The organism is Lentilactobacillus sp. TOM.63 (assembly GCF_030361045.1).
In the GTDB taxonomy this organism is placed as follows: Bacteria; Bacillota; Bacilli; order Lactobacillales; family Lactobacillaceae; genus Lentilactobacillus; species Lentilactobacillus dabitei.
This window is the reverse complement of sequence record NZ_JAUCAP010000066.1, coordinates 1-13964: the sequence shown is the minus strand read 5'-3', so window position 1 is coordinate 13964 and position 13964 is coordinate 1. Positions and strand designations below refer to the sequence as shown.

Annotated in this window: 16 protein-coding genes; 7 read left to right on the top strand and 9 right to left on the bottom strand. The window is 42.5% G+C overall.

Translation table 11 applies throughout. The features are described 5' to 3' along the window. Positions 1 to 177: 177 nt before the first annotated feature. Complete coding sequence (locus tag QUF07_RS11035; protein ID WP_217165421.1) at positions 178 to 669, bottom strand: hypothetical protein; 492 nt, start codon at positions 667 to 669, stop codon at positions 178 to 180. A gap of 200 nt (positions 670 to 869) precedes the next feature. Here QUF07_RS11035 and QUF07_RS11030 point away from each other — a divergent pair, with 200 nt between their 5' ends. Further along, a complete protein-coding gene (locus tag QUF07_RS11030; protein WP_289427440.1) occupies positions 870 to 1730 on the top strand; it encodes a ribonuclease H family protein in 861 nt (286 codons plus the stop codon). On the opposite strand, the gene QUF07_RS11025 is transcribed toward QUF07_RS11030, so the two are convergent. After that, complete coding sequence (locus tag QUF07_RS11025; RefSeq protein ID WP_217165425.1) at positions 1724 to 2287, bottom strand: DUF2179 domain-containing protein; 564 nt, start codon at positions 2285 to 2287, stop codon at positions 1724 to 1726. The two genes, QUF07_RS11030 and QUF07_RS11025, sit on opposite strands and share 7 nt — an antisense overlap. 181 nt (positions 2288 to 2468) lie before the next feature. On the opposite strand from QUF07_RS11025, the gene QUF07_RS11020 reads away from it, so the two are divergent. Together QUF07_RS11020 and pgmB are read left to right on the top strand one after the other, a co-directional pair. Next, on the top strand, positions 2469 to 2909 hold the full coding sequence (locus QUF07_RS11020) for a VOC family protein (protein ID WP_217165427.1): 441 nt from the start codon (positions 2469 to 2471) through the stop codon (positions 2907 to 2909). Positions 2910 to 3131: 222 nt separating this feature from the next. Continuing rightward, positions 3132 to 3806, top strand: a complete 675-nt coding sequence (gene pgmB, locus QUF07_RS11015; protein WP_289427438.1) for a beta-phosphoglucomutase — start codon at positions 3132 to 3134, stop codon at positions 3804 to 3806. Here the strand turns inward: pgmB and QUF07_RS11010 are convergent. Then, positions 3788 to 4156 carry a DUF488 domain-containing protein gene (locus QUF07_RS11010; RefSeq protein ID WP_217163389.1) on the bottom strand — a complete coding sequence of 123 codons (369 nt, stop codon included), beginning with the start codon at positions 4154 to 4156 and terminating at the stop codon, positions 3788 to 3790. The two genes, pgmB and QUF07_RS11010, sit on opposite strands and share 19 nt — an antisense overlap. A gap of 46 nt (positions 4157 to 4202) precedes the next feature. Between QUF07_RS11010 and QUF07_RS11005 the strand changes: the two genes are divergently transcribed. Then, on the top strand, positions 4203 to 4829 hold the full coding sequence (locus tag QUF07_RS11005) for a DNA-3-methyladenine glycosylase (protein WP_249778444.1): 627 nt from the start codon (positions 4203 to 4205) through the stop codon (positions 4827 to 4829). Here the strand turns inward: QUF07_RS11005 and QUF07_RS11000 are convergent. The 3 genes from QUF07_RS11000 to QUF07_RS10990 form a co-directional block, all read right to left on the bottom strand. Further along, complete coding sequence (locus QUF07_RS11000; protein WP_054747928.1) at positions 4826 to 5326, bottom strand: phosphatidylglycerophosphatase A family protein; 501 nt, start codon at positions 5324 to 5326, stop codon at positions 4826 to 4828. The two genes, QUF07_RS11005 and QUF07_RS11000, sit on opposite strands and share 4 nt — an antisense overlap. A 262-nt stretch (positions 5327 to 5588) precedes the next feature. After that, complete coding sequence (map, locus tag QUF07_RS10995; RefSeq protein ID WP_217163392.1) at positions 5589 to 6386, bottom strand: type I methionyl aminopeptidase; 798 nt, start codon at positions 6384 to 6386, stop codon at positions 5589 to 5591. Between the two features lie 86 nt (positions 6387 to 6472). Further along, complete coding sequence (locus QUF07_RS10990) at positions 6473 to 6643, bottom strand: hypothetical protein (protein ID WP_217163394.1); 171 nt, start codon at positions 6641 to 6643, stop codon at positions 6473 to 6475. A 466-nt stretch (positions 6644 to 7109) separates the two neighbouring features. Between QUF07_RS10990 and QUF07_RS10985 the strand changes: the two genes are divergently transcribed. Next, positions 7110 to 7271, top strand: coding sequence for a hypothetical protein (locus tag QUF07_RS10985; RefSeq protein WP_217163397.1), 162 nt, complete (start codon positions 7110 to 7112; stop codon positions 7269 to 7271). A gap of 834 nt (positions 7272 to 8105) precedes the next feature. Here the strand turns inward: QUF07_RS10985 and QUF07_RS10980 are convergent. Further along, a complete protein-coding gene (locus QUF07_RS10980) occupies positions 8106 to 10076 on the bottom strand; it encodes a M13 family metallopeptidase (protein WP_289427436.1) in 1971 nt (656 codons plus the stop codon). Positions 10077 to 10253: 177 nt separating this feature from the next. On the opposite strand from QUF07_RS10980, the gene QUF07_RS10975 reads away from it, so the two are divergent. Next, positions 10254 to 11147: a polyphosphate kinase 2 family protein gene (locus QUF07_RS10975; protein ID WP_217342308.1), complete on the top strand. Its 894-nt coding sequence runs from the start codon at positions 10254 to 10256 to the stop codon at positions 11145 to 11147. 624 nt (positions 11148 to 11771) lie between these two features. Here QUF07_RS10975 and QUF07_RS10970 read toward each other — a convergent pair. Further along, the gene (locus tag QUF07_RS10970) at positions 11772 to 12680 is read right to left on the bottom strand and encodes a hypothetical protein (protein ID WP_289427433.1); all 909 of its coding nucleotides are present in this window, start codon (positions 12678 to 12680) and stop codon (positions 11772 to 11774) included. A 312-nt stretch (positions 12681 to 12992) separates the two neighbouring features. Further along, positions 12993 to 13202 (bottom strand): hypothetical protein, encoded by a 210-nt coding sequence (locus tag QUF07_RS10965; RefSeq protein WP_217163404.1) that lies wholly within the window; start codon positions 13200 to 13202, stop codon positions 12993 to 12995. 302 nt (positions 13203 to 13504) lie between these two features. Here QUF07_RS10965 and QUF07_RS10960 point away from each other — a divergent pair, with 302 nt between their 5' ends. Next, positions 13505 to 13849, top strand: coding sequence for a hypothetical protein (locus QUF07_RS10960; protein ID WP_217163406.1), 345 nt, complete (start codon positions 13505 to 13507; stop codon positions 13847 to 13849). Positions 13850 to 13964: the final 115 nt, after the last annotated feature.

Here is a 13964-nt window from a genome sequence, read left to right as displayed (position 1 = left end):
TACCGGATTCACAACGACCAGTTATGTGCCTAAAAATTATTAAATATTATCTCCAACTATTGGGGTTCACTTCAAAAATCAGGAATAATTGGTCTTTTTTGTTAAGTTTTGGGATCAAAACGCCTACTGTTTCCATCTCGTTTTAAAGATCAGAAGCTAACCGGCTTGAAGTCCAGACTATAATTTTTTCGATTTTTTCATCAAAGCTGGTGACTTCTTGGGCACCGCTGGTTTTTTAGCGGCTGCCTTTTTAGCGGCCGCTGCTTCCTTTCGCTTTCTGGAACGTTCCCTCAGAATGTCTTTGAGCGCATTGATATCATCTTCGTGCTGACTTTTCCACTGCTTATACGAGGTGTTCGTATCCGTATCAGTTGGCTTAAGTCCTGTGTCCAACCAAAAGAGTGATTCTGTTAAGCTGGGGAAATTATGCATCCAGAGCGTTTGACCGTTCTCCGAATCGAACGCAACATACGAGCGGGCATGCCGCTGCAAAAATGTATGTTTGCGAATTTTGAACGCTTCACGTTTACGAGTCAACCGATAATCAGGTAAAATGTACTTACCTTTATTTTTCAGTTGTGGGAAACGTTCATTTATTTGATCTGAGCGGTCCTTTAAGAGGGCGGTTGCCTCTGTTACCGAGATCAATGTGGCTTTAGTTTGGGTCATGTAATTTTGCCCCCTTTTATAATCTATTTTCGCATAGATTTATCTAATTGGAAAGTAGATAGAAACATTATAATTAATAATTAACAAATTAATCAGCATTTTTATACAGTGTGGCGGCATCAGTCGACTATGTTAACTGCAGCAGACATGTTAAAATTTATGATTGTGGAGACTAAATTCAAGTAGGAGAACCAATTTAAATGAAATATTACGCAGTAAGAAAAGGCCGGCAGACCGGGGCCTTTACAACCTGGGATGCTGCCGAAAAACAGGTCAAAGGCTATCCAGGCGCCAAATATAAGAGCTTCAAAGTAAAATCTGAGGCCGAGCAATTTCTCAACGGTCAATTATCGTCAACTTCTCATCAATCTGGCAAACCGGATGTCAAATTTCCGACCGCTGACGCAGACGATATTATTCTGTATACAGATGGTGGGTCCAGAAATCACGGCAACGTGAAAGGCGGCCACGTCAAAACTAACGATAAGGCAGCTTGGGCATATCTGATTGTAACGCCAACCAATCGGTTTTCAGACTCTGGGGGTGAATTTGGGGCGACAAATAATCGGATGGAAATCATGGCCCTCTATGAAGCTCTTGCCTACCTCAATGCTCATGATCTTCAAGACAGCCACATCCATGCGGTTCTAGATTCCAAATACGTCCTAAATGCCATCAATAAAAATTGGCTCAAGGGCTGGCAGCGACGTGGTTGGACGCGTAGTGGGGGACAAAAACTTGAAAATAAGGAATTGTGGCGCTCATTGGCCCAGGAGCTGCGGAACTTTCCCCATTTGTCATTATATTGGACGAAGGGTCATGCGGACAACGAAGGCAACGTATTCGTTGATCGGTTGCTAAATGAAACCATGGATAAAATGAAAGCAAAAACGCCTCAAACTGCCAGTCAGCGACGACCAGTTTCTCAACCGGCTGCCAAGCCCGCTCCATCCAAGACGCATGAGACCGATCTCAAGCCAAGTCCTGATACTGAAAAATCGGTTCAAGACATTGAATACAATTTGAAGCAACTCGGTTTGTTTGACGACGATGATCAATGATTTTTATTCACGTGATGATATCGGCGGTCAACTTCTTTGCTCCAGAAACCACCTGAAAGTTGAACCGGTTCTTGAACCATGATGAACGCATCCGGTGAAAGTTCTTGAATTTGTTCCATCAAGCGGCGGTCAGCTTTCCGAGGGGCCAAGATGCTTAGAACCAAACGGGCGCCGGCACGACCCTGAGCTCGGCTGACCGTGACGCCATAACCAAGGTCTCGGAGGTGTTCGGCCAATTCTTCGTTGTGCGCATGAATTGGATTAGTGGGATCAATTTGGACAGTTACTTCGAAGTTAACGTAGCCCAAAGCAATCTTATCTTCAATGATGATCCCAATATAAATCCCAACTCCAAATCCAATCGCATAAGCCGCAATGTTTAAGGGACTGTCAATGTGCTGCAGGGCGATTGCCAAGGCCATTACGTAGACGAATTCCTCAACCACCGCTACAATTGGCGCCAAGTATTGGTGGCCCTTTACAACCAACATCGTTCTAAATGTATTAATCGAAATGTATAAAGCGTTTAAAATAAAAATTGTGATCGCAAGTTTCATTGAATTTATTCCTCCCACTGTATTTAGTGAATAGTGTATCACTTTTGGGTAATATGTTACTTAAATAATGCATTCCAAACCTTGGTAGCAACGTTCAAGCCTCTTGTTAACATTGACAACTATCGTAATTAACGGTATTCTAAATTTTGTATAATATCTTAAAGTAAGGGTTGCTGACTTAATGAATAATACCAAATTAATTCCATATCTAACCTTTGAAAATACAAAAAGTGCCCTCGACTATTATCAACGGGTATTTGGTGTCACCGACGTAACCCGTCAGGCACCGACTGAAAAACAAGCTGAAGAGATGTCATTAAATGAAGACGTTAACCTGGATGATTTAACATTGCGGGCAAGCTTTAAGATATTGGGGCAAGAAGTTGATTGCGCCGACAGCTTTATGGGTAAGCCGGTGATATCATCACTTATATCATTAATGTTGCAAGTCGATTTACACGATTCGGACGCTGCCAATGACTTGGAGAATTTATATAAACAAGTTGTGGCATCAGAGGAAGTCAAGGTCATTGTCACCTTTGAAAAGAAATCTTCCGGCGATAAGTACGGACAAGTTGTTGATAAATATGGGGTGACTTGGATATTTGAAGGCAAAAAGTAAGTGCCTGATCAGATCTGAAGGACGCTTAAAAAATAAGGCAGAAGGACCACTGATGGACGATTTTGTTCATTGCTGGTCTTTCTGCCTTATGTCATAAGTACTGAGACTTTTCAGGTGTCTTTTGCCTGCTCAACTGCGAACCAAAAAGTGGTGTTCCCCCACAATCGGGCTTATTATTAAATTGTGGCTTTACTTTACCAGTTTAGACAGGAGATGAATCCGATGAGCGAATTTAACAACATCAAAGGCGTTTTGTTCGACCTAAATGGCATCGTGACTGATTCGTGGCGCTACCATAGTCAATCTTGGCGAGAGGTTGCAGAATCTCTTGGGATCACTTGGAGTGCCGAGCTTGAAGAAGCAATTAAGGGTCGGGATCGAATTGATTCACTAAATGAGATCTTAAAGGTTGGCGGCCAGCTCAACCAATTTTCTGATGCAGAAAAAGAACAATTGGCAGATAAAAAGAACGCAATCTATCAAAACATGCTGGATAAAATGAATCCAGATGATATTTTACCGGGAATTCACAATTTTTTGGCTGAGCTTAAACAAAACCACTACCAAATGATTATTGATTCCGCGTCTGCCAATGCCCCGAAAGAAATCAAAAAACTTGACCTAGAGGACTATTTTCCGCTCATTGTCGATATCACCAAGCTCAAGCATAACAAGCCAGCGCCGGATGTCTTTTTAAAGGCAGCTGAAATGATCCATTTGAAACCGGAAGAATGTATCGGGATTGATGATGGGGTCGTCGGCGTTGAATCAATTAATGCCGCTCACGTGGTATCGATTGGCGTGGGTGATCCGAAAGTTCTACATGAAGCCGATATTAATTTTACGTCCACCAAAAAACTGACCCTGGAAAATATTCGTCAGGCTTGGCCTAAGTGACTTTCAAGATATTGTTTCAAAACGACTGCCTGATTGTTTTCACGATCCTTGGCTCCATATAGCAAGATGACGTTGCCGGCCTTGAGCTTGTCGTTGATGAGCTTGATAAAGTCAGTTGTTTGAGGATTTTGATCAAGTTCGGCCACGTATTTATCTTTGAAGGCCGGGAACTTTTCCGGATCATGGGAAAACCAGGACCGCAGCTCTTTTGAAGGGGCAATTTCCTTTTCCCACTCATTTAATTTCGCGTTGACCTTTGAAATTCCTCGTGGCCATAAGCGATCAACCAAGATGCGGTAACCAGACATGTCTTGAGGCTTATCATAAATTCGTTCTAGTTTAAGTTCCATGATAGAATCTCCTTGTAGTTATTTTTTATTAAAGGGATGTTTGAATTTGAGTAAATCGGATCCATTTTACGCCAGTGCCCCGACTGATCAACTGACCAAAGCCATTTTGGGGATGCTGCTGACATATGATTCCCCCAAGGGCAAGGTTGGCGGCTGGATTGTTGAAGCTGAGGCCTATATGGGACAGCAGGATTCCGCGGCGCATGCATTTAAAGGCCGGCGAACGGCATCCAACGAACCGCTTTACGGGCCACCGGGCACGGTTTATATTTATTCGATCCATGGCCGTTACCTGCTGGATGTTGCCGCCCAAGAACAGAACGTGCCCCAAGGGATTTTGATTCGAGCAATCCAACCGACAATTGGTGAAGATATTATGCTGACCAATCGGGACAAATCCGGGGTCAATTTGACCAATGGCCCTGGCAAATTGATGGAGGCGTTTGGGATTGCCGACAAGCAAATGAACTTTGAAATCTTTGGTGATTGTCAGTTGAATATCGATAAACAAACTCAAAAAATCCCCGCAGCGATTGAAGCATCAAATCGAATTGGGGTTGCTAATCAGGGCGATTGGGCGACCAAGCCGCTGAGATATTTTGTTAAAGGCAATCCCTATGTTTCGGGAATTAAAAAACGTGACGTGGATTTAGAACATTTTGGCTGGCGTTAGTTATTCCGGTGAGCAATCTTTGCCGAAACTGCGCTGGCGATGGCACCGACAATATCGTCGATAAAGGTATTGGAGGTGCCGTCTTTTTCTTCGTCCAGCTTTTTGACGACGCCGCTCTTATCACGATCAACGTAGCCATAGTTGGTAATCCCAATGGTGCCGTAGATATTGGCGATGTTGAGGGCAATTCCTTCGTCGACACCAAAGACGCCCGAGTCATTCATGACAATACTTTCCAAGGGCTCTTTAAGAAGACCCTGAGTTGCCAAACGATCGAGTTCAAGGCCGACCATTGCGTTGTTCAGCACTTCCCGCTTATGAAGCACATCCGTGGTGTCTTTTCTGACTTCTTCCATGGAGATGTCAGGGATGTACGTTTTCTGGAGCTTGTAGGCCATTTTCGAAATATCTTCAGGGGTGACGCCCCGTGATTTTAAAGCGTCAATAACAAAATTATATGCGGCGGTGTCTGGAAACTTAAAATCTTTATTGTTCATATAATCAGTCCTTCCTCTCACAATTATAAAACAAGTTGGTTATAAAGTATTAATGATAGGTTTACAAAAAGGGGGATGCTGGTGATGATTATCCACAGGATAAGTGAAATGACTGGATTAATGTTGGTGGCAGTAGACAATTGATTGCTCCCCAATTTCAGCCATTTATCATTTTAATGTTTAATGAAAAACCCAACTATTCCGGCTTGGAATGCGTTGGGTTTTATTAATTGGTTGCAACCAGTCGATCGTGATTGTCAGGCTAGTTTAGCAAGTATTTTTTATCGATATCTGGATCTTGTGAGGTCAAGATCTTCGGACCATCCTTGGTGATTGCCAAGGTGTGTTCGTACTGGGCAGATGGGGTGCCGTCTGCTGATACGTAATAAGTCCAGTCATCTTTCTTGTCATAACGGTCCTTGATTTCCCAAGTACCTGTATTGACCATTGGTTCAATGGTGATGGTCATGCCTTCTTTAAGACGAAGGCCTTGGCCTGGGACACCATAAGCCGGAACGTTTGGTGCTTCGTGGATTGATGGTTGAATCCCATGGCCAATTAATTCACGGACGTCACCCATGTGGTTTTCATCTTCAACGTAGGTCTGAACTGCGGCACCAATGTCACCCAGACGGTTGCCGATGACAGCTTGGTCAATTCCCAGATAGAGGCCCTTGCGAGTCACTTCCATTAACTTCTTGATTTCATCTGAAACGTCACCAACTGCGTAGGTCCAGCAGGAATCACTTTCAAAGCCGTCCTTGTTGACACACATATCAACTTTGAGAACATCACCGTTCTTGAGCTTTAAGCCTTTACGTGGAATTCCGTGGGCAACTTCTTCATTAATTGAGATACAAGTGGCAAACTTATAGCCATCAAAGCCCATTTCTGAGGGATAAGCATTGTGTTCCTTGATGTAGCGACGGGCAAACAACTCAATGTCCCAGGTATCCAAACCAGGCTTGATTATCTTCCGAAGTTCCTTATGAACCCCGGCAAGAACTGCGCCTGATTCGGCCATTTTTTCGATTTCACGTGGTGATTTTAATGTAATCAATTACTTTACTTCCTTTTATTTTGATTGAACTAACTCATAAAGCCTAATACCTATTAAAACATAAAAAATGGCCAAGCGGCCACTTTTTAACTCATTTCGTCGATGATGCCCTTTTGTAAGGCTTCAAGAATTAATTTAACTTCCGTGATTTTAGAGTCAACCAAGTACTGCATGGTTTCGTCTTTATCTTTTTTGGCGGAACTCATTTGATCATTTAAAAACTGCAGTTGGTCATGAAGATATTCTGTTAGTTTCATGCTATCACCTCACTGGTTTGGTACTCTTTATGTATATTATATATCATTAATGCGCTGTTTACATGAAATATATATGAACGCTTTCCAGTTTACATTTGATGATGAAAAATAACAATTGATTTGTTTTTAAGTTGGAATGGTTCTAAAGTATAAAGTGTGCGAAGCAAAGCGGTTAAAAGTTGGAACATAAGTCTCCGCCAACAAAAATCCCTTGTTTTGGGAGTTTTGTTGGCGGTGCTTATGTGCAGGTTATTGCTTTGCTGAGCACTATTCTCAGTAATGTTGACCAAAAGTTTCGACTAAGGGCGCTTATGTGCTTTGCACACAATGTTGCCTATAAATGCCAACAGCGGTCATCGGTAGAAGATTCTGCTTGCGGGGGTATCTTCCTTGAAGCGATCAATTCTTCGGGGCTTCTGTGGAAATTGCACAACTAAAAAATACATAAAGAAGGGAGTGTTCCCACATGGTCCGCAACATTTGGTTACGTTGGTTCTTTGTCTGCCTATATTTTATCATGGGTATTTTGCTGTACATGGGCATGAATATGATTGTCATGTATTTGATGGTGATCGGGATGTTTTTGGAAGCGTTGATTAGTTTGATTGATTATTATGTGAAGAAGTAGAGAGTTAGCAGCAGCTATATTACAATTGGTCTAAAGGTTATCATACTTACCGATTAATGATTGTTCTTGATTCTTAAATACTAGTAACAACAAGAAGCTCCACAGAGTTGACCTGAACCAACTTTGTGGGGCTTCTTTAACTGATGAGGGACACGTATCTTGACGCCAAGCGCAAAGGTAGTATTCTTGGGCAGAATTTTTAATCCCCGGATACTTTGTGGCTCAGGAGGTGACAAAGTGTCGTGGACATTTCTTATTTCCTGGTTGATTATGTTTACAATTAACATGGGCGTCAATGGTATTTGGTGACCTAATTCATTTCCAAAGACGTTATTAGCTTCTGGGATTGCCTCAGCAATGGTTGCAGGAGCTGGAATCATTTGTTACAGCATGTTTTATCAAGCTCATTATTTGGCGGGATTGTTGATAGCTGTCGGGATCGTCTTGGTAGTCGGCGGTTATGTTTGGGCTATGAAAGATTAGTTTCTTGGATGAGACAAAATAACGATCGATCCTTTTTTAGATGGAGGATTGATCGTTATTTTGTTGATTTGTAATCGGAAGTAGTGGCGTTTCTGGGGCTACATGGAGTAGGACAGCTGCGTAAAGCAGAAACTTCCACCTAAGCACCTTCTGCAAAAATCCCAAAACCGGGGATTTCCGCAGAAGGAGACTTAGGCTCCAGTTTCTAACCGCTTTACTCCGCTCACTCATTTTAGGACAGCTCCTCCGAGCAGAGATCTGCATGTAAGCACCTCAAACAAAAATTCCCAAAACCGGAATTTCTGTTTGAGGCGACTTACACTCCGATCTCTAAGCGCTTGGATCCGCTCACTACCAGATTTTTACCCTATCCTCCGGTTTCAAATACATGCCATCACCGGGTTTAACTTCAAAGGTTGAATAGAAGTCATCCAAATTCTTAACCTGGACATTAGCCCGCAATTCTGCTGGGGCATGGACATCGATATTTAGCAGCAATTGCTTATACTGGCTGGTTGCCTTCATTCGCCAGATCTTTGCCCAGTTGATGAAGAAGTCATACAAGTTGTAATCTTTTTCGTTCTTGGCGGCCTCGTTGGCACAGCTCAAGCCACCGGCGTCAGCGATATTTTCCGATACCGTCAGCTTACCATTGACCTTACCACCAGCGAATTCAATCCCGTCAAATTCTTTGACCATCTTGTCAGCCAACTTGGAGAAGTATTCGTGATCTTCCTTGGTCCACCAATTATTCAAATTACCAAATTCATCAAACAACGACCCATTGTTATCAAAGGCATGGGAAATTTCGTGGGCAATGACCGCGCCAATGCCACCGTAATTTTGGCTGGCCGTTTGCTTCAAACTGTAGAATGGTGCCTGCAAAATAGCAGCTGGGAAAACAATAATGTTCTTGAATGGTTCATAATAGGCGTTGACCGTAGCAGCGCTCATTTCCCACTTGGTTCGATCGACTGGCTTGCCTAATTTGGCAAAGTTGTCGGCCAGGGCGACTTCACCGATCTTAGTCATGTCATCAAATAAAGTGCCACCTTCGTTTTCAGGGGTAACTTTAAATTTGTATTCCAACTGATCAATGTGATCGGGATACCCTACTTGGAGTTCCAGCTTTTGGAGCTTTAAAACCGCTTTTTCCCGCGTTGCCTTTCCTAACCAAGTGTTCGCTTGCAAGCGATCTTCATAGACACTAATCATATTTTTAACCATATGTTCAACGTCTGCTTTGGCTTTGGGGCCGAAGTATTTCTTGGCGTAGTAATCACCGATCGTTTGGCCAAAAGTACCGGATGCCAAATAGAACGCAGATTTCTTCTGTGGGGTGGCTTCTTTTTTACCAGACAATGCGCGGCTAAAGGTGGAACCAGTCTGGCGGAATTCCTCTGACAAATAACCGGCTGCTGAGGTGATCATATTAACCAGCATCCAATTTTTCATATCGTTGAAGGTGTCATCGTTGGTAATTGTATCCAAAGCCTGGTAGTATTTCGGCTCGGTTACGATCACTTGTTTTGGTGTTTCATCAAACAAGCCGTCAGCGAGCTTCGTAAAGTCAAAATGCGAGCTCGATTGGGCAAATTTGTCAAAAGCCATCGGGTTGTACATCTTACTGTAATCGGCAGATTCCTCCGCAGATTTTACGTGAGGCGCGATGGCGGCATCAAACTTCTTGGCCGATTCGATAATCTCATCGGCTTCACTGCTGCTGTAGTCGGCTAGCACCAATAATTGGCTAACCATTTTGGTGAAGACTGGCATTAATTGCTTGTAGGCTGGATTACTATTTTTATAGTAGGTTCGATCTGGCAAAAATAACCCTGGGGCGCCAGCAAATAAGGCATTCACCTGGGTATTCTTCATATCGGGTTCGACACCGAAACCGATTGGTAAGGGGAATCCGGCTTTGATTAAGTTAACGAGTTTATTATTGAGATCCTCAAAATTAGAAAGGTTTTCAATTTTTTCCAAATAAGGCTTAACCGGGTTAGCACCATCGGCATCCCGCTTTTTAAAGTTACGAGCTAATTCATATAGCTTCAAAAATTCGCCGAATGGGCCGTCGTACTGTTTCTTTGTGGCAATAATGCCATCAAGGTCACCCATTAATTGTTTATCAATGTTGTCGTTCAAGTCCATAAAGCCACCGGTTGAAGAGTGGTCGGCTGGAATCTGAGCGGTTTTTTCCCACCTGCCGTTAACTGCCTGATATAGATCGTCCTTTAATAGTGCAGTGTCGATTGAATCGTCGGTTAGCTGATCAGAACTGCCACCGCTTGCTTGGTTGACGCGAACAAATTTGTCCAAACTGATTCCTCCTTTGTTAGTAACAAATACTATGTAACCAGTATACTCAAAATGAGAAGTAAATGTGAGTATCTGACCCATTCCGTTTAATTTGTGTTAGATTTAGTTTGTAAGCGAGAAAGATCCTATCTGACAAAATAAGTTAAAATATCAATCACAAACTGAGGGGGTCACATTATGGATAACAAAAAAATCTTTGATCGGGAAAAGTCGTTTCGTTATACGGGAAAAGCGGAGTTTAAAATTAAGAAGACTAGCACGAATGCCGTTGATGAGAAATTGTCTAAAGACGACATTAAAGCTCGCATCGAAAAAAATATTGAGCTTTTGCAGGACTTGCAGGGCAAATTATACGCCCAGACCCACTATGGCGTTCTGGTCATTATTCAAGGCATGGATGGGGCTGGCAAGGACAGTATGATCCGCCACATTTTGAGTGGCGTTAATCCACAGGGCTGTGAAGTCACCAGCTTTAAGCAGCCAACTAGTATTGAACTCTCTCATGATTATCTTTGGCGGATTCATCGCCATGTTCCTGAGCGGGGGATGATCGGTATTTTTAATCGTTCTTATTATGAAGATGTCTTGGTCAGCCGGGTTCACCCACAGTTAATTGTCGATGCGCATATTGGTGGCATCACAAAGCTGGATCAAGTTGACGATCAATTCTATGAAGACCGGTTCAAAGATTTCAATTTCTTTGAAGATTACTTAACTCGAAATGGGTTCCTGGTCCTGAAATTCTTCTTACACATGTCTAAGAACGAACAAAAGGACCGTTTCCGCAGACGAATTGATTTGCCGGATCATAACTGGAAATTCTCGTCAGCTGATATTCGGGAACGCCGCTATTGGGATGATTATCAAAAAGCATATGAAGATGCAATTAATCATACGGCTAACAAGAAAAATCCGTGGTACGTGATTCCATCGGACGACAAGTGGTATTCCAGACTATGTGTGTCAGACATAATCGATCAGCGGATGAAAAAGTTACCATTGAGTTACCCAGATTTGGATGATGCTGAAAAACAGAAGCTGGAGGAAGCGTTGGGGGAATTAAATAAGTGAGCGGAGTAAAGCGATTAGAAACTGGAACCTAAGTCTCTTTTGGCAGAAATCCCCGATTCTGGAATTTTTGCCAAAGGTGCTTAGGTGGAAGTTTCTGCTTTACGCAGTTGTCCTAATACAAGTGAGCGTATCAAAGCGGTTAGAAAGCGGAGCATAAGTCTCCTCAGCCAGAAATTCCCGATTCAGGAATTTTTGGCTGAGGTGCTTATGTGTAGCTTTCTGCTTTGAGGAGCTGTCCTAAAAGGAGTGAGCGTATCAAAGCGGTTAGAAGTCGGAGCGTAAGTCTCCTCGGAGGGAAATTCCTGGTTTTGGAATTTTTCTCCGAGGTGCTTACGTTCCGACTTCTGCTTTGAGGAGCTGTCCTAAGAAGAGTGAGCGTATCAAAGCGGTTAGCAACCGGAGTGTAAGTCTCCTCAAGCGAAAATTCCGGTTTTTGGAATTTTTGCTTGAGGTGCTTACATGCAGGTTGCTGCTTTGAGGAGCTGTCCTCATCCATATAGGGGAATAAATCACAAAATAGACGCCTTCTCCAAATTCAAAAAAGAATTTGGAGAAAGCGCCTATTATTGTATTAACAAGTAATCTTTGAAATTATGTGGCAATTATAGACGATGGCGCTTAATCTTATGCGCTATATCCACCACTCTGGGTATAGTAAACGGTATTCCCCAGTTGATACTTGCTCATAATAAAATCACCCTGGTCGCCATCAAACATGGTGAATGGTTTGTGGAGATTTTTGACTGCCAGGCGGTATTTGGTTGAGCCGGTTTTGGCAACTTGACGATCGCCAACGCCTTTGATGTGATGCGAATAGTACAAATAACGGGTATTGTTTTTCACCCGAACTTTGTGAATTTTGGCTGCCGAAACAGGCATTAAATTAAACAAGCGGTAACTGTCTTGCCCGGAATTAATTTTTGTAAACTCAACGTAGCCGTCAGCAGTGATTCTCACTTGGTCAGTTGAGGCGTTCCAAGGACTGAATTTGACTTTGTCGCCGGGAAATTTGTTGAGATCACCACTGGAATATGCCGGCATGTAAGCTGGTCGGTGGACTTTCACGAAGTATTTATTGATTGAAGCCATCTTCTTGGCGCCGACCGTCGTCCATTGCCGAGGGGCCGCAAAGTTCTTGCTCAGTGCCGGTTTTAAGAGCGCGTAGCTCAATGTATCAAATTCAAATTGGAAATAACTTTTGACGTTAGTTTTTGACCAATTCATCTTGAATTTCCTGCCAATCACCGTTGTCCCCTTTGGAATTCGGACTACTTTTTGGTGGACGGTTTTGGTATCATTCATATCACTAAATTTGATGGTGACTGAAACCGGCCGGGAAGTTTTGTAATAATTGATCTTGCTCCAGATATCTGGATAGCCTTTTTTGATATTTGCCCATTGCTTAGCAGTGGGATAGCTCGGTAAGGTTGCATCAGGATCTGTGCTTGAGTCAGCCGCTGAAGCCTGCGCAGCCGGAATCGCTAAAAGTCCAGTTAGCAAGGCAGTTGCAAAGAGAATCTGTTTGAATTTCATTGTTAAAATCCGCCCCTTATGATGTCAGTAGATTGATTTTGATGAAATGCTCATTTCATTATCGGCTATTCTGATAAGCAGTACAAGTTTTTCGGCTGTCTAATTGTTATTTGCAGGAAAAGGCTGGGACATCTATTAATTTCTAATCAGTGATTATTCGTTTGGATCGCCGCAGCCACTTGGGTAAAAGCTGCGCCAAACGGCTGATCCCAGCCATTTAACGAAAAGAATCAACTATTTCAAAAAAATTAGGAATAATCGGTTCTTTTCGTTAACCTCTGGGATCAAAATGCGATTGTCTCAGATTGTTTGTTAAAGTTTCTCATTTGGATTCTTTGGTGGATGCCAGCCAATATAGACGGCCACGGCGATCCAGGCAATTCCAAGAATCATATCCAGCCACCACTGCCAGCTAAACATGCTTGGGGTGCCGGTCGATAATGTTGCAATGATCGCTACCACAAACATAAAGGTAAATCCCCAGAAGTAGGGGTTCTTATAAAATACATGATTGAATGACATAATGGTCATCCCCATTCAATAAATGATGATATATTCTCTAATCCATCTTCATTATAGGCGGAGTAGGGTGGACCAGCGATATCATGACTTTTTCATTTATTTTCTGAAAACGGTTAATTTTTGGATGTTACAAATTCAAAACTGGTAACGTTTACATCGACACTTTCCCTTGAAATCGGGCTCGAAGTGTTTAGAATGAAAATTGTAAGTGAGATAGGAACATTCATTTACATTTCTAAACCATTTTACGAGTGTTATTGATTTGTACTAAGTTTGTTTATAGAGGGAAAGGAAGCTTTAGTATGGCAGCTACTACTCAAACAGAATGGAAAGACGTCGTTAACTCAAAAGAGAAATTCCACGAATTCATTACAAATTATTTCAAGAATCACAAGCAATTAACTGGTAATTATGATGACGGTTATTACTTCGAGGAATATGGTGTTCGGCTGGATAGTCGAGACGGCCTGGTTGTGACTTTGACGACCGGTTCGTTCTCTGGTCAAGGATTCCCAATAAAGGACCGCGAGAACATTTCAATCGAAGACTTCCGACAATTACTATTGAACAAGAAGTTTGCCGATAAGAATATGTCGTTGACCGATGTGTTCCACATGGCAGCAGATTTAATTGATACCAAGTTGTAATTATGAAGGTCAATAAAAGACGAGCACCGAGAAAATCGGGTTCTACAATATCTGTTGTTGGTAATAGATTTTATCTATTACTGATGACAGATTTTTTGTTTCTCGTTAGAATAAA

Coding starts and splice junctions, on each gene's coding strand:
- QUF07_RS11035 (WP_217165421.1), bottom strand. CDS start 669: ATGACCCAAACTAAAGCCACATTGATCTCGGTAACAGAGGCAACCGCC.
- QUF07_RS11030 (WP_289427440.1), top strand. CDS start 870: ATGAAATATTACGCAGTAAGAAAAGGCCGGCAGACCGGGGCCTTTACA.
- QUF07_RS11025 (WP_217165425.1), bottom strand. CDS start 2,287: ATGAAACTTGCGATCACAATTTTTATTTTAAACGCTTTATACATTTCG.
- QUF07_RS11020 (WP_217165427.1), top strand. CDS start 2,469: ATGAATAATACCAAATTAATTCCATATCTAACCTTTGAAAATACAAAA.
- pgmB (WP_289427438.1), top strand. CDS start 3,132: ATGAGCGAATTTAACAACATCAAAGGCGTTTTGTTCGACCTAAATGGC.
- QUF07_RS11010 (WP_217163389.1), bottom strand. CDS start 4,156: ATGGAACTTAAACTAGAACGAATTTATGATAAGCCTCAAGACATGTCT.
- QUF07_RS11000 (WP_054747928.1), bottom strand. CDS start 5,326: ATGAACAATAAAGATTTTAAGTTTCCAGACACCGCCGCATATAATTTT.
- QUF07_RS10990 (WP_217163394.1), bottom strand. CDS start 6,643: ATGAAACTAACAGAATATCTTCATGACCAACTGCAGTTTTTAAATGAT.
- QUF07_RS10985 (WP_217163397.1), top strand. CDS start 7,110: ATGGTCCGCAACATTTGGTTACGTTGGTTCTTTGTCTGCCTATATTTT.
- QUF07_RS10975 (WP_217342308.1), top strand. CDS start 10,254: ATGGATAACAAAAAAATCTTTGATCGGGAAAAGTCGTTTCGTTATACG.
- QUF07_RS10970 (WP_289427433.1), bottom strand. CDS start 12,680: ATGAAATTCAAACAGATTCTCTTTGCAACTGCCTTGCTAACTGGACTT.
- QUF07_RS10965 (WP_217163404.1), bottom strand. CDS start 13,202: ATGTCATTCAATCATGTATTTTATAAGAACCCCTACTTCTGGGGATTT.
- QUF07_RS10960 (WP_217163406.1), top strand. CDS start 13,505: ATGGCAGCTACTACTCAAACAGAATGGAAAGACGTCGTTAACTCAAAA.